Origin of the sequence: Hyphomonas sp., assembly GCF_965284475.1 — a bacterium.
GTDB lineage: Bacteria > Pseudomonadota > Alphaproteobacteria > Caulobacterales > Hyphomonadaceae > Hyphomonas.
Genome location: NZ_OZ260087.1, coordinates 599,565 through 626,395, shown reverse-complemented (window position 1 = coordinate 626,395; position 26,831 = coordinate 599,565). Strand labels below are relative to the sequence as shown.

Genomic DNA, 26,831 nt, shown 5'->3' with positions numbered 1-26,831 from the left:
ATGGACCCTTCCGGCAACCCCGTTACCCGATTCATTGATCGCTGGCCGAACGTGTCGCTGGCCCGGCGCATGATGCTGGCCGCAGCGCTGTGGGGGCTGGTTGTCCTGATCGGCGGCGCACTGGCATTGTCGGCACTGTACCGGGCGCAGACGCTCTCCCTGCTGGAAGAAGACCTCGACCAGACCCTGGTGACACTGACCCGCGAGATGAGCCAGGAAGGTGCCTTCCTGGCCGATGGCCGGGTAACCGATACAGAGCGCAATTTCCTGTCCAACGATCCCCGTTTCCAGACGCAGTATTCCGGCCGCTATTGGGCCGTTGTCGGCCTGCAGCCTGACCTGACCATTCAGGGTGACCTGCGCTCGCGAAGCCTGTGGGACGAGCCTGTGCCGGTGACACAGGCGCAGATCGGGCGTGCGGTGGCCAATCCGGGAACGACCCATTTTGGCGACTATGCGGGGCCGGCAGATCAGCGCGTGCGGGTGGCGGCCCGGGCGATCCTGCTGGAAAACAGGGAGACGCCGCTGGTTCTGGTGGCTGCTGCAGACCGCACGCCGAATGACGAGGCTGCGGTCCGGTTTCGTGGCATGCTGGTGGGCACGATGATCGCCCTGTTCGGTGGCGTGTTTGCCGCGATGGTCGTGGGCATTCGCTACTCGCTGCAGCCGCTGAAGCGGATCGAGCGCGACATTGCCGATATCCGGGCCGGGACGCGCCAGACACTGCGCGGGGGATATCCTGTCGAGGTTCGTCCTCTGACGGAGGAGCTGAACAAGCTGATCGGGCACAATCGCGATGTCGTGGAGCGGGCCCGCACGCATGTGGGCAATCTGGCGCATGCCCTGAAGACGCCGATCGCTGTATTGAAGAATGAGGCCAAGGGAGAGGGCCTGCTTGATGATGTCGTGCGCCGCCAGACCGAAACGATGCATGCCAATGTCGAGCACTACCTCAAACGGGCCCGCATGGCGGCCAGGGCCGAAACGCTGGGCGCGCGCACGGATGTGGTGCCGGTGGTGGAGTCGCTGGCCAGCTTGCTGAACCGGTTGTTCGATGCAAAGGGCATCAATGTGAGTGTCGAAGATGGCGCTGGGGCCGTGTTTCGCGGTGAGAAACAGGATTTCGAGGAAATGATCGGCAACCTGATGGACAATGCGTGCAAGTGGGCAAAGGCCGAAGTCGTGGTGCGCATCAGCGACGGGCCGCAGGACCTGGTCATTGATGTCGAGGATGACGGCCCGGGCCTGTCGCCGGAGCAGCGCGAAGGCGCGCTCAAGCGCGGCGTGCGGCTGGACGAAACAACGCCGGGCACAGGCCTTGGCCTGTCAATCGTCACCGAGCTGGCGGAGCTGCACAAGGGTCATCTGGAGCTGGATGAGAGTGTGCTGGGCGGCCTGCGGGCGCGATTGCGGTTTCCGAAATCATGACGCGCCCGCACATGACCCGGATGCAGATGATTGTTGTGGCCCTATGCCTTGCTATCGGCGTGGGCGGCTATCTGATGCTGGGGCGGCCGGGCATGGATGACATGCCGATGGACAAGCGCCAGAGCGAAATCCTGGAGAAGATCCGCACGGCGCCGGAAACCCTGACAGCAGCCGAGACGCTCGCGCGCCTCGAGCAGACCGCCATCGATCAGCCTGAGGCGCCGGAGCCGCACTATTTCATCGGTGAAATACTGCGCGGTCAGAGCCGTCCGGACGATGCGGTGCGTGCCTATCAGTCAGCGCTGCGCCGCGACGACGCCCATGTGCCGGCCCTGGTCGGGCTGGCGAGCGTGCTGGTCGAGCTGGATGACGGACAGGTCGGGCCGGACGCTGCGCGCCTGTTTGCGCGGGCCTATGAACTGGACGATACGCAGGTGCGGGCGGGCATGTGGGCGGCGATGGGCGCTGCGCAGGCGGGCGATCAGGAAAAGGCGGCGCATATGATGCGGGCCGTTTTCGCCAAACTGCCCGAGGATGACCCGCGCCGCGAACGGTTCAAGCCGATGCTGGACGTGATCGGGCAGGAGGCGCCGCAGGAAGAGTAGGGCTTTCGTCCCTGCTGTATCTGCCGCACTGTCAAATGGGGCGGATGCCAGTATAGAATGGCTTCATGAGAGCGCGGACCCGCAGATTGTGGACTTTTGGAGTGGCAGCGGCCCTGCTTCTGGCCGCAGCGGCACTGGCATTCGTGGCCCTGCGGCAGAATGCGAACCTGTTTTACACGCCTGAAATTCTTGCGGAAAACGGCCTGCCGGATGCAGGCAAGGAAGTGAAGATCGGCGGCTGGGTTGAGCCTGGCTCGCTGACCTATCCGGGCGATGGCAGCGAAATGGCCTTCACCGTTATCGACAACAGCCCGTCAACGATCAGCGTGCGTTTTACCGGGATTGCACCGGACCTGTTCCGCGAGGGACAGGGCGTCGTCGCTGTCGGCACGTTTGACGAAAGCGGCACATTCACGGCGCGGCAATTGCTGGCCAAGCATGACGAGAATTACCAGCCGCGTGAGCTGAAACCGCTGGGCGCTGGCCCGGCCGCAAGTGCCAGCTGACATGATCGAACTTGGCCACCTTGCGGCGTTCCTGGCGCTGGCAGCATCGCTGGCGCAGGGCGTTTTCGGCCTGACAGGCGCGCGGGCGCTGGCGGGGCGGTCTGCGCATGTGGCGTTCGGCGTGATGGGCCTGTCATTCCTGACGCTGGTGGTGGCCTTTGCAGAGTCTGACTTCTCGCTGGCGCTGGCGGCTAACAATTCCCACACGCTGAAGCCGATGATCTACAAGATTGCCGGGGCGTGGGGAAACCATGAGGGCTCGATGGCGCTCTGGTGCCTTGTGACGCTGGGCTTTGGCGCAGCGGGCGCATTCTGGATGCGCACCGGCCGGGACCAGTTCGAGGCGCGCGCGCTGGGCGTGCAGGGCCTGCTGGCCTGTGGGGCGCTGGCTTACCTGCTGTTTGCATCCTCGCCCTATTTGCGGCTGGACCCGGCGCCGCTGCAGGGGTCGGGACTGAACCCGATCCTGCAGGATCCGGCGCTCGCCTTCCATCCGCCCATGCTTTACCTCGGCTATGTCGGCTATTCCTTTGTCTTCGCACTGGCGGCGGCCGGACTGATGGACGGCCGCATTGACCGGGTCTGGGCGAAGGAGGCCCGCCGCTGGGCGCTGGCTGCCTTCATCCCGCTGACGCTCGGCATCGCGCTTGGCAGCTACTGGGCCTATTACGAACTGGGCTGGGGCGGCTGGTGGTTCTGGGACCCGGTGGAGAATGCCTCGCTGATGCCGTGGCTGATCGGGGCGGCACTGATGCACTCGGTCGTGGTGACGGAAAAGCGCGGCAGCTTCGCCGCCTGGACCGCCTTGCTGGCCGTGCTGGCCTTTCTGTTCTCGGTGATGGGGGCGTTCCTCGTGCGCTCGGGCATCCTGACATCGGTGCACGCGTTTGCCGTCGATCCGAAGCGGGGCATGCTGCTGCTGGCCGGACTGATGATCTATGGCGGATTTGCGCTGGGCCTGTTCGCGCTGCGGGCGCCGAAGCTGGATGGCGGGAAGCCGTGGGAGATGTTCAGCCGCGAGGGCGCACTGGTTGCGAACAATGTGGTTCTGGTCGTGGCGGCGCTGACCGTCCTGCTGGGCACGCTGTTCCCGCTGATCGCGGAGGCGGCCGGGCGGACGATTTCTGTCGGTGAACCCTATTTCCGGCTGACCTTCGTGCCGATGCTGGCTTTGCTGCTGCTGATCCTGCCTGTGGTGCAGGTGTGGAGCTGGGGCAAGACGGACCTGTCGGGCCTGTGGAAGTGGGCGGCAGGCGGTGTGGCGCTGGTCGCTGTGTTCCTGCTGCTGGGGGTTGGCCTGTGGGATATTCCGCTGGGCGCAGCCTTTGGGCTGGCGCTGGGCGTGTGGCTGATGTTCGGGGCGGTGTGGGAGCTGAAGCGGCGGGCGGTGACGCCGGGCCGGGTATTCCGGCTGCCCTTGCGGGTCTGGGGCATGACGCTGGCGCATATGGGCCTCGGCGTGTTCATCATCGGTGCAGTGGTGGAAACGACACAGCGCTATGAGGCGACACTGGCGCTGCCGGTGGGAGGCACGGGCACCGTGGCCGGATGGACCATTACCCTGACGGATGTTTACGCCATCGAGGGGCCGAACTGGTATGCTGACCAGGCCGATCTGACGGCGCGCAAGGGCAGCACCGTGGCGGAGCTTGCGCCAACCAAGCGATACTATCCGGCCGCGCGGATGCCGACGACGGAAACGGCCATCCACAAGACGGGAGCGGGCGATCTGTATATTGCGCTCGGCGACCGAAGGGATGTCGGCGGCGAGGACCGCTGGGTGCTGCGGGTGTATCTCAACCCGCTGATCGATCTGGTGTATCTTGGTGTCCTGTTGATGGGACTGGGGGCGCTGTTGAGCCTGTGGCCCACGCGGCGGAGGACTGCCGATGCTTCTTAGATCCCTGCTGATGGGCCTGACGGCTTTCCTCCTGGCCATGGCTTGCGCGGCGCAGGTTCTCGACGACCCTGCCGAGGAGGCGCGGGCGCAGGCGCTGATGCGCGAGCTGCGCTGTGTTGCGTGCGAGAATGAGCCGATTTCGCAATCATCTGCGGCGATTGCCGAGGACATGCGCTCGCGCGTCCGGGCGATGGTCAGCGAGGGCGCGAGCGATGATGAGGTGCGCGACTGGTTCGAGAGCCGGTATGGCGAGTTCGTGCTGTTCCGGCCGAGCAGCAAGGGCGTCGACGGGGTGATCCTGTGGGGCGGGCCGTTCGGCCTGTTGCTGATCGGCGGGCTGATCGTGTTCGTGCTGGCGCGGCGGCGCAAGACGGGCGCCGAGCCGGTGGCGCCGGAAGACGTTTAACCGAGCGGGACCAGCGCGATGCGCGGCCCGGCGAGCCAGATGATCCAGCCGCCAAGTGCGATCCACGGACCGAAGGCCATTTGCGTTTCACCTGAGAGACCGCGTTTGCCGATGAGGCCGGCCATGAGCGCCGCCACCAGGCCGGTGACGGAGGCGACGAGCAGGACGGGCGCAAGGCCCGGCCAGGCGACCCACATGCCGATCGCGCCGAGCAGCTTGGCATCGCCCCGGCCGAGGCCGTCGCGTCCGCGCAGGCGCCTGTAGGCGAGCTCAAGCCCGACCAGCGCGAAGTAACCTATCCCCGCGCCGAGCAGGTGATGGACCCAGAGGTCCGGCCTTGTGAGCGCCACCATGATGACGCCGAATAGCAGGACCGTGAAGGTCAGCGCGTCGGGCAGGCGCAGGGTGGCGATGTCGATTGCCGCCAGTGCCACGAGCAGCGCGCCGAGGCTGAGCGACAGGAGGATCGTGCCCGGCGGGGCCATGAGCCAGGCGCTGGCAATCATGGCCGGTATGGCCACCGCGAGGAAAATGTAGGCGGGCTTCATGGCGTTCCGGGTGGTTTCCGCGCGGTTGGGTCTGGCCGCCACGAACCGCATGCGGGCCTGGCAAGTCAAGCCTGCACACATGTTCGGTCACGCAAAAGGGGAGGGGCGCGGCCTTGCGCAGAGGGGCTGTCTCCGCCAGTTCTGTTGGCTGGACACATTGAGGGAACCGACATGGGCCAATTACACCGCGTTGAATTTGCCGGCCATGATGGCAGCCTGCTGGCGGCGCGGCTGGATGTACCTGTCGCCCCGCCGCGCGCCTGGGCCCTGTTTGCGCACTGTTTCTCCTGCTCAAAGGACATTTATGCCGCACGCGAGATCACGGCGGCGCTGGTGGAACAGTCCATCGGCGTGTTCCGGTTCGATTTTACCGGGCTTGGCAATTCGGAAGGCGATTTCTCCAACACGAATTTCTCGACCAATGTGCAGGACCTGGTCGCGGCGGCTGCGTGGCTGGAGGCGGCGCATGGCGGGCCGCAATTGCTGGTCGGGCATTCGCTGGGCGGGGCGGCGGTGATCGTTGCGGCGCATGAGATTGCGCAGGTGAAGGCGGTGGCGACTATCGGGGCGCCCTCGGACGCGGCGCATGTGATCCACGCAATCCGCACCCATGTCGAGACAATCGAGGATGAAGGCGAGGCCGAGGTCGAGCTGGCCGGGCGGCCTTTCGTGCTGAAGCGCCAGTTCCTGGACGATGTACGCGGCGCGAAGGTGACAGCGGCGGCGGCCGGCCTGAAACGGCCCCTGCTGGTTCTGCACGCACCGCTGGATGAGACAGTGGGCATCGACAATGCGACGGGCCTGTTCGTGGCGGCGCGCCATCCGAAATCCTTTATCAGCCTCGACAAGGCCGACCATTTGCTGAGCGCGCCGGGCGATGCACGGCGGGCCGGAAAAATGATCGCCGCATGGGCCGAACCCTATATTTTCGAGGACGGTGTTGCAGCGCCCGTGCAGGAGACCGGCGGGACGCGTGATGTGGTTGTCAGGGAGACGGGAGGCGGAAAATACGAAAATGCGGTCATGATCGGTGATTTTGTCGGGATTGCCGACGAGCCGGTGGACGTGGGCGGCGGCGGGCGCGGGCCGGATCCGTATGAATATGTGGGGGCTGGCCTCGGGGCCTGTACGTCGATGACGCTGCGCATGTATGCCGACCGAAAGGGTTGGCCGCTGGCACGTGTGTCGGTCGCGATTACCCATAGCAAGGACCATATCGACGACTGCCTGCATTGCGAGGAGGGGCGTAGAATCGACGTATTTGATCGCGCGATCACGATTGAGGGTGATCTGGACGGTGAACAGCGCGCCCGGCTGATGGAAATTGCGGATAAATGCCCGGTGCACCTGACGCTTGAGGCCGGGGGACATGTGCGAACAGTGGAAACGCCGCCCAAATCCACCTAACTGACATTTAATGACCACATTGCCTGTGACATGTTTATCTAGGCTATGATCGGCTAACCGACGTAATTTCAGTGACTTGGAGAGACTTATGAAGAATTTTGGCATTTCGAGACAAGCCCTCGTGGCAGCTGTCTTTGGCGCAGCTGCCGTCGGCACGCTGGCGCTGACGCCGAACATCTTCAGCCAGGACGCGGGCGCCCAGCCCATCGCCATTGAGGCACCGGCAGGCGCGCCGCTGAGTTTTGCCGACCTGATCGAACGGGTTGAACCAGCTGTTGTGAGTGTGAACGTGGTCAGCGAGCGCGAAGTCGGCAGGCTCGCCGACATGGAACAGTTCTTCGAACAGTTCCGCGGCATGCCCGGTCTTGACGAATTCCTCGAGAACCGCCGGGAACAGGAAGAGCAAAGCCCAGAGCCCGAAACGCAGGAAGCCCGATCGCTCGGGTCCGGCTTCATGATTTCCAAGGATGGCTATGTCGTGACCAATAATCACGTGGTCGAGAAAGCCACGGAGATCATGGTGACCCTGCAGGACGGACGCGAACTGGAGGCCGACCTGGTCGGCACGGACCCGCAGACCGACCTTGCCGTGCTGCGCATTCGCGAAAAGGGAACCTATCCCTATGTCAGCTTTGGCAATTCACGGGGCATGCGCAAGGGTGACTGGGTGGTTGCCCTGGGCAACCCGTTCGGCCTGGGTGGCACGGCGACGGCAGGCATCCTGTCAGCTGACGGACGCAATATCGGCGCCGGTCCCTATACGGACTTTCTCCAGATCGACGCCTCGATCAATCGCGGCAATTCGGGCGGCCCGACCTTTGACCTGAACGGCAATGTGGTTGGCGTAAACACGGCGATCTTTTCGCCGACCGGCGGATCCGTCGGTATCGGCTTTGCCATTCCGGCAGAACTGGCCAGCGAAGTGACGCAGGCCCTGATCAAGGATGGCCGTGTTTCCCGCGGCTGGCTCGGCGTTGCGATCCAGGACCTGACGGCCGACATGGCCGAGGCCCAGGGCCTCAAGAATGAAGAAGGCTCTATCATCGCGGACGTCACAACGGGCAGCCCTGCGGAAAAGGGCGGTCTCCAGCGCGGCGACGTCATCCTGTCGGTGAACGGCCAGAAAGTGACCGACGCCACGACGACGACCCGTCTGGTGGGCAAGCTGATCGCGAATACGGCGAACAAGTTCGAAGTGCTGCGTGGCGGCAAGCGCCAGACCGTCAACGTGACCGTGGGCGAGCGCCCTGATGACCTGTCGGCTGCTTTCCGTCAGGCGCCGGATGAGACCCCGCCGAAGTCTCAGGAGGAAGGCACCGCGCTCGACGATATGGGCGTGACGTTCAAGCCGATGGATGACGAGACGCGCACCAAGCTCGGCCTTCGCAGCGACGAAGCGGGCCTTGTCATTGTGGACGTGACCCGCAAGGGCATTTTCGAGGATGCCGGCCTGCAGGATGGCATGGTCATCCTCGAGGTGAACAGTCAGCCTGCAACAACGGTGGCTGCATTTGAAAAGGCGGTTGCCGAGGCGAAGAAGTCTGGCCGCAGCAAGGTGCTGGTCGCAGTGCGGATTGGCCAGATCACGAACTATCGCACCCTCGACCTCGCGGCAAAAGGATAGGGTACCATGATGGCTGAAACCTTGGCGGGAGATAACATGCGCGTTCTGGTGATCGAAGATGATGCCGAAATGGCGAGCTTCATCGAAAAGGTCCTCCTCGAGGCGGGCCATAGCGTGGACATGGCCATTGATGGCGAACGCGGCCTGGAACTGGCGCGGTCGACCGATTTCGATGCGCTCGTGGTCGACCGGATGCTGCCTGAGAAGGATGGCCTGACCCTGCTCAAGGAATATCGGGAAGCGGGCGGCAAGACGCCGGCCCTTTTCCTGTCTGCGCTGGGCGATGTCCAGAACCGCGTTCAGGGCTTGAAGGCCGGGGCCGACGACTATCTGTCCAAGCCGTTTGCGCCATCGGAACTTGCCGCGCGGGTGGAGGCCCTCGGCCGCCGCCAGGTGGGCGAGCCGCAGGTGACGTCGCTGAAGGCGGGCGATCTGGAAATGAACCTGCTGACGCGCAAGGTGACACGGGCCGGCAAGAAGATCGACCTGCAGCCGCGTGAATTCCGCCTGCTGGAATACCTGATGCGCCATGCCGGACAGGTGGTGACGCGCACCATGCTGCTCGAAAAGGTGTGGGACTATAATTTCGACCCCCAGACCAATGTGATCGACGTGCATATCTCGCGCCTTCGGGCCAAGATCGACAAGGAGTTCGAAGAACCCTTGCTGCACACGGTGCGCGGTGCCGGGTATCGATTGCAGGGCTAGACGGCCCGCCCGCAGACTGGCACGAGGCGAGTCATGAAACTCGGCCTGCCGACCTTCCTGCGAACGACAACGTTCAAACTGGCGCTGCTCTACAGCGCCATGTTTGCAGCGTTTTCGGCGGCGTTGCTGGTCTATCTCTATTATTCGACCGTCTATTATATCCGCACCGAATCCGACCGGCGACTGGACCTTGAGTTCGAGCAGCTGGGCAATGCCTATTATACGGGCGGCATGGAACGCCTTAGCCAGTCCGTGCTGGAGCGCATGACGCGGACCGGCTCGACCTATTTCTATTATCTCGAGGATTCCTCGGGCCGGAAGATTGCCGGGCATTTCGGGCGCATGCCGGTGGCGCCGCCGGAGGTGGACTCCAAGATCGTCTATTTCGATTTTGACCAGCCCGAGCCTGATGGCACCATGATCGTGCGCTCGGCTGCGGGAAAGTTCGTGCGCCTGCGCGACAATGGCGGGGCGCTGCTTGTGGCCTTCGATACCGCGCAGCAGACGGCCATCGTGGTGCGGATCCAGAGCGCGATCTTCATCGCCGCGCCGATTGGCCTGATCCTGTCGCTGCTCGGCGGGGTCCTGATCTCGCGCGGGGCAGCAAGCCGTGCGGACGAACTGGCGCGCACGGCCGAGGCGGTCATGGGCGGCGAGCTTGGCCGGCGCGTGCCGGTGCGCGGATCGGGCGACGAATTTGACCGGCTGGGCCAGCGGATCAATGCCATGCTCGATCAGATCGAGAAACTGGTGGATGCAACGCGCAATACCGGAAACGCCATCGCGCATGACTTGCGTTCGCCCCTGTCGCGGCTGCGCAACAAGCTGGAGATTGCCCTGTCGAAGCCCCTGTCGCAGGAGGCGGCCAGCGCAACCCTGAACGAGACAGTGGAAGAAGTCGACCGCGTGCTGGCGACCTTCAATGCGATCCTGCGGCTTGCGCGCCTTGAGGCGGGCGCCGAAGGCGAACGGGTGCGCATGGATGTCAGCGAACTGGCCGAGGAGCTGGCCGAACTGTTCGACCCGGCCTGCGAGGAGGCCGAGCTGTCGTTCAAGAGCCAGATAGCGCGTCACCTGATGGTGCTTGGCGACCGCGACCTGATCGGGCAGGCGCTTTCAAACATGCTGGACAATGCCGTGAAGTACACGCCGGCCGGGGGCGCGATCTCCTTCACCGTGGCGCGCGGGCCGGACGGGACGATTGACCTCACTGTCGTCGATTCCGGACCGGGTGTGCCGGCAGAAGCGCGTGAACTTGTCGTGCAGCGGTTCCAGCGCATGGATTCGGCGCGCACGCAGCCAGGTTCGGGGCTCGGCCTGTCACTGGTGGATTCGGTTGCCGACATGCATGGCGGCAAGCTGATCCTGCTCGACGCGGGCGGCCCGCCCGGGCAACCTGGCCTCAAGGCGATACTGCGCCTGCCAAGGGCCTGAACCTGAATGCTTGAGATCCGTCCCATTGCCGCGACACCGGATGCCGCCCTGGAGGCGGCCCTCGCCCATGCGCCTTACCTGCGCCGCCTGTACGAACGCTGCGAGGCCCGGCCCTTCGAGGATGCTTTGGCGGTGATCACCAGCCTGAAGGCCGAGACGCCGATGGAAGAGGCGATGACACTTCTGCGCAAGGCGAAAGCCTCGGCGCATCTGGCGCTGGCCGCCGATGACCTCTCTGCACATCGCAGCGTCATGGACGTGACGGCGGCGCTGACGGAACTGGCGACGGCATCGGTGCAGGCCGCCCTGCGCGTGGCGCTGGCCAGCCGTGGCCTGACGGATACGGGATTGTTTATCGTTGCGCTGGGCAAGATGGGCGCGTTCGAGCTGAACTATTCCAGCGATATCGACATCGCCGCCTTCTATGAGCGTGGCGGGTTTGATGGCGGTGAACGCGACGCCGGTGATGCCGCCCAGCGCGTGTTGCGTGATGTTGTCCGGCTACTGGATGAAGTCACGGCGGACGGCTATGTTTTCCGGACGGACCTGCGCCTGCGGCCGGATCCGTCATCGACACCGCTCGCCGTTTCCACGGACATGGCGGAAGCCTATTATGAAAGCGTCGGCCAGAACTGGGAACGGATGGTCTGGATCAAGGCGCGCGCCGCAGCAGGTGACATGGAGGCGGCTTCGCGGTTCATCGACAGGATGGGCGCCTATGTGTGGCGGCGCAATCTCGACTATTGGGCCATCGACGACATCCAGGCGATCAAGCGCATGATCAACACGAAGATTGGCGCTGTCGGCCTGGAGAATCCGGCGCCTGATATCAAGCTGGGCCCGGGGGGCATTCGCGAGATCGAGTTCTTCGTGCAGACCCAGCAACTGATCCTGGGAGGACGCAACCCGGTGCTGCGGGACAATTCCACGCTGGGCGCCATGACCGCGCTGCGCGATGCGGGCATCGTGACCGGCGGGACGGCTGCAGCGCTAACGCAGGCCTACAAGGTGCTGCGCGACGTGGAGCACCGGATCCAGATGCGCCACGACGAACAGAGCCATACGATCCCCGCTGATGCGGATGAGCGCGCGGGCGTTGCTGCATTGTGCGGATACCCCGAGCTTGAGGCATTTGACCGCGACCTGCTTGAAACGCGCAAGATGGTGCAGACTGCCTATGACACGCTGTTCGAGCATGAAAGCGGTGAGGACGATGTCACAGATATCGGCAACCTCGTTTTTACTGGTGTTGATGATGACCCGGAAACGGTTCGTACACTGTCGGGACTCGGTTTCGATGATCCGGCCAGGGCCATAGACACGATCCGGAACTGGCACAGGGGCAACGTGCCAGCGACGCGAACCGTGCGCGGACGGGAATTGCTGACAGCCATCCTTCCGCGCATGCTGACGGCGATGGGCGCGACCGGGGAGCCGGATGAGGCGTTCCGCTGGTTCTCGCGGTTCTTCAGCGGGCTGTCATCGGGCGTGCAGACGCTTTCGATGCTGCTGGCGAAACCTGCCCTGCTGGACGACCTTGTGGCGACGCTGGCGCTGGCACCGCGCCTGGCCGAGATCCTGTCGCGCCGTCCTGACCTGCTGGAGGCGCTGGTCAGCGGTCAGGCGCCGGACGTGCCGAAAATTGCAGACAATACGAGTTTTGATGCGGCGCTTGACGCATGGCGGCGGTATCACCGTGAGCAGAGTTTTCTGATCGGTCACCAGTTGCTGCACGGGCTGATCAATGCTTCGGATGCGGCCAAGCACTGGTCGCGCCTCGCCGATGACACGATCCGCGAGATGGCGTCGGTTGCCGAACGGGAGACGGTGCGGCGCTATGGCGAGCCGCCGGGCACATGGGGCGTGTTTGCGATGGGCAAGCTCGGCGGCGCGGAACTGACGGCAGGCTCCGATCTCGACATTATTGTCATCTATGATTCGCCATCGCTTGAAGCGCAGAACTGGTTCACCCGGTTCACGCAGCGCCTGATCACGGCGCTGACGGCACCGACGGCAGAAGGCGCGCTTTACGAAGTCGACATGCGGCTGCGTCCGTCCGGGCGGGGCGGGCCCGTGGCGGTCAGCCTTCCCGCATTCGAACACTACCAGAATGAGGACGCCTGGACCTGGGAGCATATGGCGTTGACGCGCCTGCGCTATGTTGCCGGTGATGCCGGTCTTGGCGCCAAAGTGCTGACCATTGGCAAGACCGCGATTGCTGATCGGGCACGCAAGGATACGGGACAGATCGCGCAGGATATTTCAGCCATGCGCCAGCGCCTCTACCAGGAGAAACCGGGCAAGGGCCTGTGGGACCTGAAAACCGAAAAAGGCGGACTGATCGACATTGAATTCATCGTGCAGCAGGAAATGCTGCTGAAGGGCGAAGCAAAGCGTATCTGGTCGAATGTCGGCCAGGCGCTGGCAGGCATTGCCGAGGCGGGAAGCCTGTCGGAAGAGGAGCGCACTGCGCTGCAGGATGCATTGACGTACCTTCAGGCCTTGCAGCAGGTCCAGCGCCTTGCCGTTGGCAGCGAAATGACGGCGGATGCGATTCCGGACGGACTGAAGGACCGGCTGTGCCGCGCCGTGCACGAGGATGATTTCGGCGCGCTGGAGCGCCATCTGGCTGCGCTGAAATCTGGTGTCCACGCCATCGCGGCAGAAAAACTGCAGTTGCCAGCGACGGATTGAGGGGACGGGACCGTTATACGCGTGATGGGTCAATCACGATAACGGAGGATTTCCCCCAATGAAACGTACAACACTTGCTAGCCTGATCGGCGCTGCGGCGATTGTCGTTGCCGTACCCTTTGCAGCCCAGGCCGAGCGCGGTCATGGCTGGCATGACGGATCTCGCGGTGAGCACATGAAAGCGGTCGATACCAATGGTGATGGCGACATCACAAGGGAAGAAGTCGACGCTTTCCGTGCCACCATGTTCAACGCAGCTGATGCCAACAAGGACGGTTCGCTGTCGCTTGCCGAAATGACGGCGCATCACGAAGCGCAGCAAGCCCAGCGCAAGGCGGAACGCCAGGCGCGCCATTTTGCGAAGCTGGACACTGATGGTGACGGCCAGATCACTGCAGCCGAGTTTGCCAGCCGTCCGATGCGCGGCATGGAGCGCATGGATACAGATGGCGACGGTGTCGTCACCGAGGAAGAGCGCGCAGCGGCCAAGGCTGCGATGAAGGAGCGTCATGGCAAGTGGGGCAAGCGTGGTCAAAACCGCGACGTGGCCCCTGACGCGCCGGACGCCGAATAAGCCGGGACACGTCCCTGAAAGCCAGGCAGGCCGGATGCATGATATGCGAGAATTTCCCCCCTCTCGGCACTTTCAGTTGCGTCCGACCTGTCTGGCGACCGGGGCCCGGCTGGCTGCCTGTGGTGAAGGCATTTCCCCTTTGCCATACCGCGCGCTAGACATTGCCCCGTGGCATTCTCGTCAGACCTCGATCAGATCACACGCGCGGCTGCCGGGGACCGGCAGGCGGTGTCGGCGCTGGTCAACCGCTACAGCCCCGGTGTGCTGGCGCTTGCCACGCGCATGCTGGGCGACAGGTCGGAGGCCGAGGACGTGACACAGGATACATTCATCCGGGCCTGGAAAGCGCTGCCGGACTGGGAGCCAAGGGCGAAATTCTCGACCTGGCTGCACCGGGTGACGCTGAACCTCTGCTATGACCGGCTGCGCAAGCGCCGGGAGACCAGCATGGCCGAGCCGCCGGAGCAGGTGGACCTGGCACTGCGCCCCGAAGAGGCGCTGGACCAGTCGGAACGCGTGAAGGCGGTGGAGACGGCGATTGCCGCGCTGCCCGAGCGACAGGCAGCGGCCTTGACGCTGTGCGCGCTGCAGGACCATTCTCAGGCCGAGGCAGCCGACATCATGGAGATCAGCGTGGAGGCGCTGGAAAGCCTTCTGGCCCGTGCGCGGCGCACGTTGCGCGGGGCCTTGCTGGAAAGGAGTAACGCATGACCAAGACGATGACCGATGCACGACTGATCGCGCTGATCGAAGCCTGGGGCGCGGATGTGAAGGCGTTTCCTGAAGCGGAACGCGACGCGGCTGCTGCCTTGCTGGCTGAGGCGCCGCAACGCTTTGCCACCCACCTGACGGCCGCACGCGAGATGGACGCGCTGCTGTGCACCGTGCCGGAATCTTTGCCATCGGCGGCGCTGACGGCGGCGCTGATCGATTCTGCGCCCCGGCCACGGCCGCAACGGCGCAACTGGTTTGCCGCCATTCCGCGCTGGCCCGCTGCAGGAGCTCTGGCATCGCTGGCCATCGGCCTGGCGATCGGGCTTGGCACGGCCCAGCCGGTGGCCGATGATGCGCCGGAAGATGCCGTTGATACACTTGTGTATGCCGCGCTTGGATTTGACACACTCACCTATACCCAGGAGGCCGCTCAATGAGCGAGATCCGTCCGAAGCGCCAGATTCCCTTCTGGCTGACCCTGTCAATCATGGCGAACCTGTTGCTGGTCGGGCTGGTAGCCGGGATGCTGCTGCGCGGCCAGCCTGCCGGACCGCCGTCCGATGGCATGCGGGGGCACCGCCCGCCCATGCTTGAAGGGGCCAGCCCCGAAGATCGTATTCTGGTTCGCCGCATGATGAGGGAAGCGTTTCTGTCGGCTGAAACCGAGGTTGAAAAGCGGCGCGCCGCGCGCATTGCACTGGGTGAGGCGCTGCAGATCGACCCCTATGACCGGGAAGCCGTGCGGCGGGCGTTCGTGACCTTGCGGACTTCTGATGAAGCGGTGCATTCGGAAATTCATGAAACGCTGGTCGACCGGCTGGACGAGCTGGGCATCGCGCAGCGCAAGGCCCTGGCCGAAATGCTGTCGCGGGAACCGGGTAGCCACAGGCGGCGCAAGGATCGCGGGCGTGACCGTGAAGACGACAGGCCCGCGCGCGATTAGGCCGTTCGGCTAGTCCCTGGACTTGTGGGCCAGCGTACCTGCATTGGCTTCCCAGTTCTGCCCGTCAAAGGCATTGCGTGTCACATCCAGCGATTGCCAGTCATCAAGACAGCGCCATGTGACGGCGAACCCGTCAGGATTGGATCGCGGGACGTAGAAGCTCTTGATCCCGCATGTCTTGCAGAACAGGTGGCGCGCCTGACCGGTGTTGAATGTGTATTCCGTCAGGTTTTCAGTCCCCTGCAGGAGACGGAACCGGCTGGCTGGCACGATGACATGGGTGTTGCCGCTCATGGCGCAGACCGAACAGTTGCAGTCCTCGATCTCAAAGGCATCCGGCAGTTGGGCCTCGAAGCGGACTGCGCCGCAATGGCACCCGCCCGAACGCGGCTTTGATGTCATCAGCTAGCTTCCTGCATATGTGCGATGAAGGAGTCGAGGATAACGAAGAACAGGTTGATTTCGTCAGCACCTAGCGCGTTTTCGTCGGCCATGCTGAATGCATAATCGACGCCGATCAGATAGCCGTCTGTTTCGGTGTCACCGATGAGGAATGCGCGTCCGAAAGGGTAGCTGTCATTGTATTCGTTGATATGTGTGAAATCTGCCAGCGTGGGGCGGGCGTCCACGTTGAAGGTCGCGAATATCATCGATGAAACGCAAGCAGTTCCGTCGGTACAATCCATCAGACGGACCGTGAATTTGTAACCCTGACGGGTCGCATCGATGCGGACGATCGTATCGTCAACGCGCTCGGTTTGGATCTCCGTCGTGTCCATGGCGGTCAGCATCACCTCGACCGCTTCCGGCGTGGCGGGGACGGCTGAGGCGGTGGTGGCGAAAAGTGCAGCTGTTGCTGCAATGGCGAGGGGTTTCAGCATGCGATGTCCTTCCGGCGGTCAACTGGCGCGAGAATCAGGATTCCCACACTTCGCAGGGTAATGGCAATCAAAACAATGCGTCATGCCACCCAGACAGGCGGCTTGCGGTGCGCCCAGGGAGCAGCGCGTTCGAGTTGCCCGGCCAGCGAGAGCAGGAGGCTTTCCGTGCCGTAGCGACTTCCGAACATCATGCCAAGAGGCAGGCCGGAGGGCGCGGCGGAGGTGGGCTGTGTCCAATGGAGAGGGACAGACATGGCGGGGGCGCCCATCTGGTTGAACACGGCGCAATGCGGCGCAAAAGTCTGCACGGCTTCGCCCATCGTGTCCGGCGCGGTAAGGGCCATGACGCCCAGCTTTTCCGGCGCCCGGGCCAGCGTGGCCGACAGGGTCATGTCGAAGCCGCCTGCATCGAGGAAGCGTTCATAGGCAATGGCGGCCGTCTGGAACGTATTGTTGGCATGGGCGAGTTCCACCATGGGCACGGTGCGGCCAAGATTGGCCATCTGGAACGTGACCGGTTCCAGCTCATCCTCGCGGATGTCGCGCCCGAGTGCTCTGGCACGCTCATCCACCATGGCGGCGATATTGGCCGAGATGGTGAACAGGGCCGCCTTGCCGAGCGCGGCGCCATCCATTTCGGGCGAGGCTTCGACGACGGTGTGACCGAGGCGTTCAAGCAGCTCGGCGGTGAATTTCAGGCCGGCCTCTGCGTCAGCATCAGGCTGGGTGTCATTCGGGGCATTGCGCCAAAGGGCGATCTTCAGGGGTTTCGGATCATGGTCGAGCTCGGCAAGAAAGGGACGCGACGGGGGCGGCGCATGGTATCGGCTGCCGACTTCCGGGCCGTGGGACACGTCCAGCAGGGCCGCGCTGTCGCGCACGCTGCGGCTGACGGCGTGGACAGTGGAGAGGCCGTTCCAGCCTTCGGTGCGGCCGGGGCCCATCGGGATGCGCCCGCGTGAGGGCTTGAGACCGAACAGGCCGCAGCAGGCCGCCGGGATGCGAATGGAGCCGCCACCGTCGCTGGCCTGCGCAAGCGGAAGGACCCCGGAGGCCACTGCTGCCGCCGCGCCGCCAGACGAGCCGCCGGAGGTGCGGGTCGTATCCCACGGGTTGCGTGTCTGGCCGTGCAGGGTGGATTCGGTTGTCAGGGTGAGGCCGAATTCAGGTGTGGTGGTGGCCCCGAAGAAGACCAGGCCGGCCTTGCGGTAGCGTGCGGCGAGCGTGCTGTCCTCGGCGGCGACATGGCCCTTCCAGGCGACGGAGCCCTGCGTGATCGGCGCACCCTTGATGTCGACAGCGAGATCCTTGGTAACGAAGGGAACCCCGGCGAAGGGGCCATCGCCGAGGGGCTGTTCGAGCTGCTTGTGGGCGAGTTCGGGGAAGAGGGCGGAAAAACAGTTGATCTTCTCCTGCGCGCCTTCGGCGCGGGCGAGCGCCGCGTCCAGCAATTCCGATGGCTTGACCTGCTTCGTGCGGACAAGATGGGCAAGGCCCAGCGCGTCATAATCCTTGAATGCCTCGTCCATCCGGTGCGTCCCTCTGCTTTTGCCGCAGTCTGGAACCTGTGGCGGTGAATGGGAAGGGCTTACGCGACGGTGACCGCCGTGCCGGACACGGCGACCATCATCATCGAGCCGGACTGGCCGATAACCTGATAGTCGAACTTCACGGCAACAACCGCGTTTGCGCCAAGGCGTTCGGCCTCGCGGACCATCTCGCTGAGGGCGCCGTCACGGGTTTCGCGGATCGTCTTTTCGTAGGCGTCAGAGCGGCCGCCGACGATATTGGTGAAACTGGCGAGGATATCCTTGCCGAGATGGGCGCCGATGATGACCTCGCCGCAGACGATGCCCTTGTAGGCGGTGATGTCGCGGTTCTGGATGGTGGGTGTGGTGGAGACGATCATGGTCTTGTGTCCTATTCCGCTGCGACGGTCGTATCATCCCCGTCCAGAACTTCCAGCATCCTGATCGCGCTGTCGGCGATGACGGTGCCGGGGGGGAAGATGGCGGTGGCGCCGGCGGCGTAGAGGGCATCAAAGTCGCCGGGCGGGATGACGCCGCCGACGATGATCTGCGTATGCGCGGCGCCTTCATTGCCCAGGGCGCGTTTCAGTTCCGGCACGAGCGAGAGGTGGCCTGCGGCAAGGGATGAGGCGGCGACAATGTCGACCCCGGCCTTGCGGGCGTCAGCGGCGGCCTCTTCAGGCGTCTGGAAGAGGGGACCGATCTCGACCTCCCAGCCGAGATCCATCAGGGCTGAGGCGACGACTTTCTGGCCGCGGTCATGTCCGTCCTGGCCCATCTTGGCGATGTAGATTTTCGGGCGACGGCCGTGTTTTTGCTCGAATACTGCGGCGAGTGATTTTGCGTCTTCGGCCCTGGCGTTGCCTTTGACGCCGCCGCCATAGACGCCCTTAATCGAGCGGATGACCGCGCTGTGGCGGCCTTGACTGCGCTCGACGGCTTCGGAGATTTCGCCGACTGTGGCCTTGGCGCGGGCAGCATCAACGGCGAGGGCGAGCAAGTTGCCCTCCGTGCCGGCGGCGGCTTTTGCGATGGCATCCAGCTTGGCATCCACTTCGGCCTGGTTGCGATCCGCTTTCAGGCGGGCAAGCTTGTCGAGCTGCATGCGGCGCACGGCGGCATTGTCGACCTTCAGTACGGGCACGTCTTCGTCTTCATCGAGGTGGAACTTGTTGACGCCGACCACGGTCTGCGTGCCGCTGTCGATGCGGGCCTGCGTATTGGCGGCAGCCTCCTCGATGCGCAGCTTTGGCAGGCCGTCCTCGATGGCCTTGCGCATGCCGCCCATGGCTTCGACTTCCTCGATATGGGCGAGGGCCTTCGCCGCGAGATCGTGGGTCAGGCGCTCGACATAATAGGAGCCGCCCCACATGTCGATCGTCTGGCAGGCGCCGGCTTCCTGTTGCAGGAAAAGCTGCGTGTTACGGCTGATGCGGGCGGAGAAATCTGTCGGCAGGGCGAGAGCTTCGTCGAAGCTGTTCGTGTGCAGGCTCTGCGTCTGGCCGCCAGTGGCGGCTATGGCCTCAAGGCAGGTACGGATGACGTTATTGTAGACATCCTGCGCAGTGAGGGACCAGCCGGAGGTTTGCGAGTGCGTCCGCAGGCTGAGGGATTTGACGTTCTTTGGCTTGAACTCTTTCTCGACGAGCTTTGCCCAGATGAGGCGCGCGGCGCGCATCTTGGCGACTTCCATGAACGTGTTCATGCCGATGGCCCAGAAGAAGGAGAGGCGCGGGGCAAATTTGTCAACATCGAGCCCAGCGGCGACGCCCGCGCGGATGTATTCGATACCGTCTGCCAACGTGTAGGCCAGCTCGAGATCTGCGGTCGCGCCAGCTTCCTGCATGTGATAGCCGGAGATCGAGATGGAATTGTATTTCGGCATGTTTTGGGACGTGTACGCGAAAATGTCCGAGATGATCCGCATGCTGGGCTTGGGCGGATAGATATAGGTGTTGCGGACCATGAACTCCTTGAGAATGTCGTTCTGGATCGTGCCTGCCAGCTTGTCCGGTGTGACGCCCTGTTCTTCGGCCGCCGCAATATAGAGTGCGAGGATGGGCAGTACGGCGCCGTTCATGGTCATGGAGACGGACATCTTGTCGAGCGGGATGCCCGAGAAGAGCGTGCGCATGTCGTAGATGGAGTCGATGGCAACGCCCGCCATGCCGACATCGCCGGAGACGCGGACATGATCGGAATCATAGCCCCGATGGGTGGCAAGGTCGAAGGCGACGGAGAGGCCTTTCTGACCGGCGGCAAGGTTGCGGCGGTAGAAGGCGTTGGAGTCTTCAGCCGTGGAGAAGCCGGCATACTGGCGCACGGTCCAGGGCTGGTTGGTGTACATGGTGGGGTAGGGGCCGCGGCCGAACGGGGCAAGACCGGGATAATCGTCGAGGAAATCGAGGCCCTTCGTGTCATCGGCAGTAAAGGCTGTTTTGACGTCGATGCCTTCCGGCGTGTGCCATGGCGTGCCGAGGGATGGCGTGGCGGATCTGGCGCTGGGCGTGCCGAGGTCGGCCTTGGTGAAGTCAGGGAATTTGGTCATTGGGAGAGCCCCAGTTCTGCGTGCGCGAGCTTTAATGTGTGGAGCACATCGCAGCCCATGAAGATGTTGGAATCAATGCCGGGCGCCTCGAACTTTCCGGCGAGCCAGACGTGGCGGGCGCCAGCGGCCTTGAGGGCGGTGGCGGCGGCTTCGGCTTCGTCCGGGTAGCGCGTGTCGCTGCCGCAGAGGACGACGATGTGGCAACCGGAGGCCTTGAAGGCGGAGGCGAGTTCGCTGGCGGTTTTGGGGGCGACGGGCGGCTCTTTCGCGGCCAGGCCGCCTGCGGCGAACAGGTTGCGGGCAAAGTCTGCGCGGGCCGAGTGTTCGGCGACGGGGCCGAGCGTGGCGAGGAAGATGGTGGGTGCTTTCTTCGCGGCGGGGGCCGTGTCACGCAGGGATTCGAAGGGCGCGGCGAGATGCACGGGGGCTAGCGGTGTGCAGGTGAGGGCCGGGGCGGGGGCGGCAGGCGCTGGCCGGGGCGTCGCGGCATCTGAAATCGGCGCGTCAATGGCGTCGAGCGTCGGGAATTCTGTCACGCCGGTGATCGGAACCTTGCGTTTGGCAATGTCCTTGGCGCGGGCGTCACGGACTGTGATAACACGGTCCTGGAAGGCGCCGGAGAGGAGCGAGGTAGCATAGCCGCCTTCGCGCTCGATGTTCTGGAATTCTTCCCACGCGGCTTTGGCGAGGTCTTCAGCGAAAGTCTCGGTGAACCAGGCACCGCCAGCGGGATCTGCGACGCGGCCGAGCTGGCTTTCCTCCATGGCGATGATCTGGGTGTTGCGGGCGATGCGGCGGCCGAGCTCTTCGGGCACGCCGAGGGCAGAATTGAACGGGCGAACGGTGACAATGTCAGCCCCGCCAATGGCGCCTGCGAAGGCGGCCGTGGTGCAGCGGAGCATGTTGGTCCAGGCATCGTAGCGGGTGAGCATGCGGGCCGATGTGGTGGCCTGGATGCGCATCGGGACGGGCGTAACGTCAAGCAATTCAAGGCAGCGGGCCCAGAGGCGGCGGGCGGCTCGCAGCTTGGCGACGCCGAGGCCGTAATTGGCATCAAGGGCGAGCGTGAAACCGATGCGCGGGGCGAGGGCGGTGAGCTCAGCATCGGGCAGGCGGCGTAATGTGTCGACGGCGCTGGCGATGAGGGCGCCGAGTTCCTGGGCGTCGGAGCCACCCGCTTCGTGCACCATGCGGGCATCGATGCGCATCAGGCTGGCGCCGGTGAAGGGAGCGAGGCGGGCGAGCGTGTCGGCGAGGGCGGCGAACGTGTCGTCAAGCGATGCCGCGAGGGTGCCGGTGCGGGCGAGGGCCCCGAGGGGATCGAGGTTGAAGGCGAGTTTGAGGGCGGCCGGGTCGGCGGCGCCTTCGGCCCAGGTGGCGACAAGGCCAGCGGCGACGAAGCCTGGTTCGTCGACCGGGTCCAGCGCAATCGTGGCGATACTGGCATCGACGCCGGCGAGTGTAGCTTGCAGGTCAGCGAGGCTGAGGATCTGGACGCCATTTTCACCGGCCGGGTCGAGCGTGAGTTCCACAGAGGAGACGCCGCGTTCGAGGTCGCGCAGGATTTCGGCATTCGTGGTGGCGGGGTCGGGGTGGGTGAAGGCCTGGCGGATGTCCCATGGCAGCCAGGCGTCGGGCGCCGCGGTGGGGCCGCGCAGGTAGGGCGCTGCGCCGGGCGTGCCGAGCGGGTCGGTGGCCGAGGGGAAATCGCTTTCGCGGTAGAGCGGATGGACCTTGAGGCCGTCAGCGGTGACGCGGGTGATCGTATCGATGCCCTTGCCCTTCAGGGCCTTTTCGACGGCGGCCAGCCATTCGGCTTCGGTCGCATCCTTGAACGCGCTGCTGAGGGGGAGGATGTCATCTGCCATGATATGCGGTGCCTGTATTCTCGAGTGTGCCTTGGTAATGGAGTTGACGCCAACGTAAGGTCAAGGCCTTGCGCAACGGCAGGGGTGCGGCCTGATGGCCGTTATGGCGCTTGTGGCCCTTTGAGGAAGCGTATTTACTGCAGTCACAGGGATGAAACGCGCGAGCGCATTGGCGCCGCCAAGCAGGAAAGCAGTATGACATGAGACTCGAAAAAGCGCGGATTGCCCCGCTGGCGGACGCGGAGATGGACGCCGAACAGCGCGAGACGCTTGAAAAGACGTTCAATGGTCGCCCTGTGTACAATATTTTTCGCACGCTGGCGCGCGCGCCGAAGGCGTTCAAGTCATTCATGCGCTGGGGCGGATATATCCTGTCGGACAATAACAGCCTCGCCCCGCGCGAGCGCGAAATGGTCATCCTGCGCACCGGTTATAACTGGAAATCCGGCTATGAATGGGCCCAGCATGTGCGCATCGGCAAGGAATGCGGCATGACCGACCTCGAAATCCAGCACATCAAGGAAGGGCCGCTGGCGCCGAGCTGGTCTGCGCTGGAAAGCGCGATGCTACGCGCCGTGGACGAGCTGACAGGCGACGCCTTCATTTCCGACCGGACATGGAACGAGCTGGCCGGGCTGAGCGAGAAGCAGCGCATGGACCTGGTGATGACGGTCGGCCAGTACACGCAGGTGTCGATGATGCTGAATACGTTTGGCGTGCAGCTGGACGATGACCTGGAAGCGGACCCGGACCTGGAACGGTGAGCCTCGGCGATGTCACAGGCCGCCTGGCAGGCAAGGTGGCGATCATTAGCGGTGCCGGACAGACGCCGGGCGAAACGATTGGCAATGGCAAGGCCATGGCGCTGCTGTTTGCGCGGGCCGGGGCTGGCGTGCTGTGTGTCGACCGCGATGGCGACCGCGCCGCCGCGACGGTGGCAGACATCGAGCAGGAAGGCGGCGTCGCCGCGCTGTGCGTTGCCGATGTAGCGAAAGCCGAGGAGGCTGCGCGGATTGCGTCCGACTGCACGGCCTTGTTCGGGCGTGTGGACATACTGGTCAACAATGTCGGCATTGGCGGCCATGGCGACGGGCCGCCGCACAAGCTGACCGAGGAGGCGTTCGACCGCATCCTGCGCGTGAACCTCAAGGGCGCATGGCTGGTGACGCAGGCTGTGATGCCCGGCATGCTGGAACAGCGCAGCGGCGCCATCATCAACATCTCTTCGCTCGCCTCCATCGCGGGCGGATTCCAGATGGCTTATGAAGTGTCAAAGGCCGGGATGAACCGGATGACACGCAGTGTGGCGATGAGCGGGGCATCGCGCGGCGTGCGCTGCAATGCGATCACGCCGGGCCTGATGGACACGCCGATGGCGATTGGTGGCATTGCGGCGGCGCGGGGCATTTCCGAGGAAGCGCTGCGCGAGGAGCGCGCCGCGAACGTGCCGATGAAGTTCATGGGCACCGGCTGGGACACGGCGCACGCAGCGCTGTTCCTGGCGAGCGACGAGGCGCGGTTCATAACCGGGGCGGTGCTGCCGGTGGATGGCGGCGGCAGCGCGCGGGTCGGGTGAAGCACCCCGGTCTTGCAGCGTGGCCGTCGCGATCTCGGTCATTCTTTCAGGTGCAGTGATCATCAGGGGGCGGCCCAAAGCGGTCGTTCAGGTTCAACTCCCGATGCGCTCTGACTTGATCTCAGAACGAAGCACTGTCATTTTGCAGCAGATCGTTGGGGGAGAGCGGCATGAAGGTCCAGAAATCCTTTCTCGTTCTTGGTGCGGCACTCTTCCTGTCAGGACTGCTGACCGGTCTTGCGACGGGCGTCATGGCAAATCCCCGAATGGGATTGTCAGCCCATATGCAGGGCCTGACCAACGGCACGTTTTTGCTCGCTGTCGGTGCCACCTGGCGATTTGTCGAACTTGGCAGGACTGCCGCGCGCGCAACATTTTGGCTTCTGGCGTATGGCACCACCGTGAACTGGTTATCGACAACGCTGGCCGCCGCCTGGAATACGGGAGACATGACACCCATTCACGGGCCCAGCCCCACTGCGCAGCCGTGGCAGGAACTCATCGTCACGGTCGGGCTGCTTTCCCTGACGCTCGCAATGATTGTCGGTACAGTTCTGTTGTTGCTAGGGTACATTCAGAAGCGCGCAGAGAACTGACAGGGGCTCTGTTATCCGTATTGACCCTGACGAACCGGTGGCCAGCGTTTTCCGGGATCACGCGTTCTGAAGGTCCTCAGCCGGGCAACTGAGGCAGGCGCTTGGGGCGCCTTTCGGGCACTGCTACGCCGCCGGGGCCCAGTTGCCGTGGAAGCCGGGTGGATGCGGCGTGGCCGTGTGAGATCAGTCCGCCGCTGCGAAGTGAGCCATCTGGTCTGCGTGTGCTTGCTCGAAAGCCGGACGGGCAGTGGCGCGTGCGACGTAGGCGCGGCAAGCAGGGAATTCTGCGAGCCCGTCGAACCGATCAACGAGGCGCAGGACATCCGCCATGAGTATATCGGCGATGGAGAACATGCCGACGAGCCATTGGCAGTCTGACAGGACCGGCTCAAGGTGTTTGAGCCGATGCTGAAAGAGGAAGTCATCGAAAAATTTTCGCATTGGCGTTTGGTCAGTGCCGCCTGAGAACATGAAGAAGGACCAGGGCTGGCTCGCGGCCTCGACAGACGCGAGCGCTGCGATCAGCCATTCTCGGACGTCGCTGCGGCCGCGCGGATCGACGGGCATTAGCTTGTCGCTCAATTCGCCGAGGTGGAGCAGGATCGCGCCGCTTTCGAAAATCGACAGGTCGCCATCGGTCAGCCAAGGCACCTGACCGAAGGGCTGATGCGCGAAATGGCCGGCACCCCGTTCACGGAACGGCGTGCTTTCGACGCGATATGGCAATCCGGCTTCTTCCAGTGCCCACCGCACCCGCAGGTCGCGCACATATCCCCGTGGCAGATCGGGAACCCAGTCATAGGTCGTGAGGACGAGATCAGTCATGAGGCATCTCCTTGCGGCGATGCGTGAATGTTACCGCCACAAGCTGCCACGGCAAGTGGCCGTGTCCTGGCCTAAGTGGCCGGGGCCCAGTTGCCGTGGAAGCCGGGTGGGATGCGGTGGGGGACGTGGACGAGGGCGACGGGGGGCGCGGTGAAGGCCTGCGCGTCGAGGATCGCGAGGTCTGTCGTGTCCGTGTTGGTGTCGACGACATAACCCATCAGCCAGCCGTCACCTTCCGGTGCATCATCGGTGCGCGGGATGAAGACGAATTCGCCAGGCACGCGGCCGGGGCCGAAATCATGGGTTTCGCGGGTGCCGGAATCGAGATCGTGCTTGTAGAGTTTCGTCTGGTCGAACACTTCGAAGCCGTGATCTTCGGGCAGGGCCATTGTGTAAGCGTAACGGTATTTCTTGCCGGTATAGCGCTCGTCGGGCCGGGGGAATTCCTGCGGCGCAGCGTCCAGAATGGTGCGGGTGACATTGCGGGCGGCGGGGTCTATCGCCCAGCGTTCGAAGGTGACTTTTTCAGAATCCGGGCCCTGTTTGCTGTCGGCGAACATGGTGTCGTGGACGCTGGCATCCATGATGATTGTGCCGTCTTCGGCTTCATAGGCATTGCATGGGTGGAAGACATAGCAGGGGTCGACATCGCACCAGATGACATCCTCATTGGTGCCGTGGCGCGGCATCAGGCCGATGCGGGCCTTGTGCGCCGGGTTCCAGCGATAGGGGAAGGACTGGCCTGCGAGCAGGGTTTTCATCGAGAAAGTGACCGGCAGGTCCATGATGACGACATAGTGTTTCGTCACGGCGCAGTCGTGGATCGAGGGGCCGTGTTCGACCTTGACCGGTTCCTCGCGGATCACCCTGCCGCTGGCATCGACGACGGTGTGGTGGATGGTGGTCGGGTCCATGGCGTAATAGGTGATGGCATGCATCTCGCCGGTTTCCGGATCGAGGTGCGGGTGGGCGGAGAAGGAATTCTTCAGTGTCCCGCCGAACGGGTCGTGCGCGAGCGTATCGAGCCTGTCATTCAGGCGCACGGGCCAGGCGCCGGCCTCGACCAGGGCCCAGGTGTTGCCATTGTGGCCGATGACATTGGTGTTGGCATTGTCCTGCCTCCCTCGGCGCGGGCCGGGGGCGGGTGTCTCGCCAAGGGCGGCTGAGACCGCATTCGAGCGGACCCAGCGGTTGCGGTACCAGAGCGCCTTGCCGTCCTTGAGGCAGACACCATGGATCATGCCGTCGCCGGAGAACCAGTGATAGGTGGCCGGGTTGGGGTTGCCGAGGGGGTTTGGCCCGATGCGCAGGTAACGGCCGTTGAGGGCGGCGGGGATTTCGCCCGTCACTGCCAGGTCTTCCAGGGTCATTTCCGCATCGACCGGGGTGTGGATGCCGGTGAGGAATGTGTTCTCAGTGTGCCCGAGGCGGGGGCGTGTGCGGTTGAAGGCAACGATCTTCATGATGCCCTTGGTGACATTATCGCGGATGACGGTTTCGACGGGACTGGCCATGGG

Annotated in this window: 26 protein-coding genes; 17 read left to right on the top strand and 9 right to left on the bottom strand. The window is 64.0% G+C overall.

Going from position 1 to position 26,831, the window contains the following annotated elements; translation table 11 throughout:
• From ACQ66M_RS02890 to ACQ66M_RS02870, 5 genes are all read left to right on the top strand, one after another.
• Window positions 1-1,428, top strand: a complete 1,428-nt coding sequence (locus ACQ66M_RS02890; RefSeq protein WP_350171177.1) for an ATP-binding protein — start codon at window positions 1-3, stop codon at window positions 1,426-1,428.
• Window positions 1,425-2,033 carry a tetratricopeptide repeat protein gene (locus ACQ66M_RS02885; protein WP_430401721.1) on the top strand — a complete coding sequence of 203 codons (609 nt, stop codon included), beginning with the start codon at window positions 1,425-1,427 and terminating at the stop codon, window positions 2,031-2,033. The genes ACQ66M_RS02890 and ACQ66M_RS02885 overlap by 4 nt, the downstream gene beginning before the upstream one ends.
• A 65-nt stretch (window positions 2,034-2,098) precedes the next feature.
• Window positions 2,099-2,539, top strand: coding sequence for a cytochrome c maturation protein CcmE (locus tag ACQ66M_RS02880; protein ID WP_350171179.1), 441 nt, complete (start codon window positions 2,099-2,101; stop codon window positions 2,537-2,539).
• Between the two features lies 1 nt (window position 2,540).
• Entirely contained in the window at window positions 2,541-4,439 is a 1,899-nt protein-coding gene (locus ACQ66M_RS02875; RefSeq protein WP_350171180.1) for a heme lyase CcmF/NrfE family subunit, read from the top strand.
• Window positions 4,429-4,845 carry a cytochrome c-type biogenesis protein gene (locus tag ACQ66M_RS02870; protein ID WP_350171181.1) on the top strand — a complete coding sequence of 139 codons (417 nt, stop codon included), beginning with the start codon at window positions 4,429-4,431 and terminating at the stop codon, window positions 4,843-4,845. The genes ACQ66M_RS02875 and ACQ66M_RS02870 overlap by 11 nt, the downstream gene beginning before the upstream one ends.
• Here ACQ66M_RS02870 and ACQ66M_RS02865 read toward each other — a convergent pair.
• Window positions 4,842-5,444: a prepilin peptidase gene (locus tag ACQ66M_RS02865; RefSeq protein ID WP_430401719.1), complete on the bottom strand. Its 603-nt coding sequence runs from the start codon at window positions 5,442-5,444 to the stop codon at window positions 4,842-4,844. The genes ACQ66M_RS02870 and ACQ66M_RS02865 overlap by 4 nt on opposite strands.
• Before the next feature lie 120 nt (window positions 5,445-5,564).
• On the opposite strand from ACQ66M_RS02865, the gene ACQ66M_RS02860 reads away from it, so the two are divergent.
• The 9 genes from ACQ66M_RS02860 to ACQ66M_RS02820 all read left to right on the top strand — a co-directional run bounded on the left by ACQ66M_RS02860 (window position 5,565) and on the right by ACQ66M_RS02820 (window position 15,491).
• Window positions 5,565-6,800, top strand: a complete 1,236-nt coding sequence (locus ACQ66M_RS02860) for a bifunctional alpha/beta hydrolase/OsmC family protein (protein ID WP_430401717.1) — start codon at window positions 5,565-5,567, stop codon at window positions 6,798-6,800.
• Window positions 6,801-6,888: 88 nt separating this feature from the next.
• A complete protein-coding gene (locus tag ACQ66M_RS02855; RefSeq protein WP_350171184.1) occupies window positions 6,889-8,424 on the top strand; it encodes a Do family serine endopeptidase in 1,536 nt (511 codons plus the stop codon).
• Between the two features lie 36 nt (window positions 8,425-8,460).
• The gene (locus ACQ66M_RS02850) at window positions 8,461-9,132 is read left to right on the top strand and encodes a response regulator transcription factor (protein ID WP_350171280.1); all 672 of its coding nucleotides are present in this window, start codon (window positions 8,461-8,463) and stop codon (window positions 9,130-9,132) included.
• A gap of 33 nt (window positions 9,133-9,165) precedes the next feature.
• Entirely contained in the window at window positions 9,166-10,566 is a 1,401-nt protein-coding gene (locus ACQ66M_RS02845; protein ID WP_350171185.1) for a sensor histidine kinase, read from the top strand.
• Between the two features lie 6 nt (window positions 10,567-10,572).
• Window positions 10,573-13,260, top strand: coding sequence for a bifunctional [glutamine synthetase] adenylyltransferase/[glutamine synthetase]-adenylyl-L-tyrosine phosphorylase (locus tag ACQ66M_RS02840; RefSeq protein ID WP_430401715.1), 2,688 nt, complete (start codon window positions 10,573-10,575; stop codon window positions 13,258-13,260).
• Between the two features lie 58 nt (window positions 13,261-13,318).
• Entirely contained in the window at window positions 13,319-13,834 is a 516-nt protein-coding gene (locus ACQ66M_RS02835; protein ID WP_430401713.1) for an EF-hand domain-containing protein, read from the top strand.
• A gap of 168 nt (window positions 13,835-14,002) precedes the next feature.
• Window positions 14,003-14,545: an RNA polymerase sigma factor gene (locus tag ACQ66M_RS02830; RefSeq protein WP_430401711.1), complete on the top strand. Its 543-nt coding sequence runs from the start codon at window positions 14,003-14,005 to the stop codon at window positions 14,543-14,545.
• A complete protein-coding gene (locus ACQ66M_RS02825; RefSeq protein WP_350171189.1) occupies window positions 14,542-14,985 on the top strand; it encodes a hypothetical protein in 444 nt (147 codons plus the stop codon). The genes ACQ66M_RS02830 and ACQ66M_RS02825 overlap by 4 nt, the downstream gene beginning before the upstream one ends.
• Complete coding sequence (locus ACQ66M_RS02820; RefSeq protein ID WP_430401709.1) at window positions 14,982-15,491, top strand: periplasmic heavy metal sensor; 510 nt, start codon at window positions 14,982-14,984, stop codon at window positions 15,489-15,491. The genes ACQ66M_RS02825 and ACQ66M_RS02820 overlap by 4 nt, the downstream gene beginning before the upstream one ends.
• 9 nt (window positions 15,492-15,500) lie before the next feature.
• On the opposite strand, the gene ACQ66M_RS02815 is transcribed toward ACQ66M_RS02820, so the two are convergent.
• From ACQ66M_RS02815 to ACQ66M_RS02790, 6 genes are all read right to left on the bottom strand, one after another.
• A complete protein-coding gene (locus ACQ66M_RS02815) occupies window positions 15,501-15,893 on the bottom strand; it encodes a GFA family protein (RefSeq protein ID WP_350171191.1) in 393 nt (130 codons plus the stop codon).
• Window positions 15,893-16,372, bottom strand: coding sequence for a YbjN domain-containing protein (locus ACQ66M_RS02810; protein WP_350171192.1), 480 nt, complete (start codon window positions 16,370-16,372; stop codon window positions 15,893-15,895). The genes ACQ66M_RS02815 and ACQ66M_RS02810 overlap by 1 nt, the downstream gene beginning before the upstream one ends.
• 80 nt (window positions 16,373-16,452) lie before the next feature.
• Window positions 16,453-17,901 (bottom strand): amidase, encoded by a 1,449-nt coding sequence (locus ACQ66M_RS02805; RefSeq protein WP_350171193.1) that lies wholly within the window; start codon window positions 17,899-17,901, stop codon window positions 16,453-16,455.
• A 59-nt stretch (window positions 17,902-17,960) separates the two neighbouring features.
• Window positions 17,961-18,281 (bottom strand): YbjQ family protein, encoded by a 321-nt coding sequence (locus ACQ66M_RS02800; protein WP_350171194.1) that lies wholly within the window; start codon window positions 18,279-18,281, stop codon window positions 17,961-17,963.
• An 11-nt stretch (window positions 18,282-18,292) separates the two neighbouring features.
• On the bottom strand, window positions 18,293-20,449 hold the full coding sequence (scpA, locus tag ACQ66M_RS02795) for a methylmalonyl-CoA mutase (protein WP_430401707.1): 2,157 nt from the start codon (window positions 20,447-20,449) through the stop codon (window positions 18,293-18,295).
• On the bottom strand, window positions 20,446-22,317 hold the full coding sequence (locus tag ACQ66M_RS02790; protein ID WP_430401705.1) for a methylmalonyl-CoA mutase family protein: 1,872 nt from the start codon (window positions 22,315-22,317) through the stop codon (window positions 20,446-20,448). Before ACQ66M_RS02790 ends, scpA begins: the two co-directional genes overlap by 4 nt.
• Window positions 22,318-22,517: 200 nt before the next feature.
• Here ACQ66M_RS02790 and ACQ66M_RS02785 point away from each other — a divergent pair, with 200 nt between their 5' ends.
• The 3 genes from ACQ66M_RS02785 (at window position 22,518) to ACQ66M_RS02775 (ending at window position 24,489) form a co-directional block, all read left to right on the top strand.
• Complete coding sequence (locus ACQ66M_RS02785) at window positions 22,518-23,081, top strand: carboxymuconolactone decarboxylase family protein (protein WP_350171197.1); 564 nt, start codon at window positions 22,518-22,520, stop codon at window positions 23,079-23,081.
• Window positions 23,078-23,893: an SDR family NAD(P)-dependent oxidoreductase gene (locus ACQ66M_RS02780; RefSeq protein ID WP_350171198.1), complete on the top strand. Its 816-nt coding sequence runs from the start codon at window positions 23,078-23,080 to the stop codon at window positions 23,891-23,893. The genes ACQ66M_RS02785 and ACQ66M_RS02780 overlap by 4 nt, the downstream gene beginning before the upstream one ends.
• A gap of 170 nt (window positions 23,894-24,063) precedes the next feature.
• On the top strand, window positions 24,064-24,489 hold the full coding sequence (locus ACQ66M_RS02775; RefSeq protein ID WP_430401703.1) for a hydrogenase: 426 nt from the start codon (window positions 24,064-24,066) through the stop codon (window positions 24,487-24,489).
• Between the two features lie 183 nt (window positions 24,490-24,672).
• Here ACQ66M_RS02775 and ACQ66M_RS02770 read toward each other — a convergent pair whose 3' ends face one another.
• The gene (locus ACQ66M_RS02770) at window positions 24,673-25,314 is read right to left on the bottom strand and encodes a glutathione S-transferase family protein (protein WP_430401701.1); all 642 of its coding nucleotides are present in this window, start codon (window positions 25,312-25,314) and stop codon (window positions 24,673-24,675) included.
• 71 nt (window positions 25,315-25,385) lie between these two features.
• Entirely contained in the window at window positions 25,386-26,828 is a 1,443-nt protein-coding gene (locus ACQ66M_RS02765; RefSeq protein WP_430401699.1) for a carotenoid oxygenase family protein, read from the bottom strand.
• Window positions 26,829-26,831: the final 3 nt, after the last annotated feature.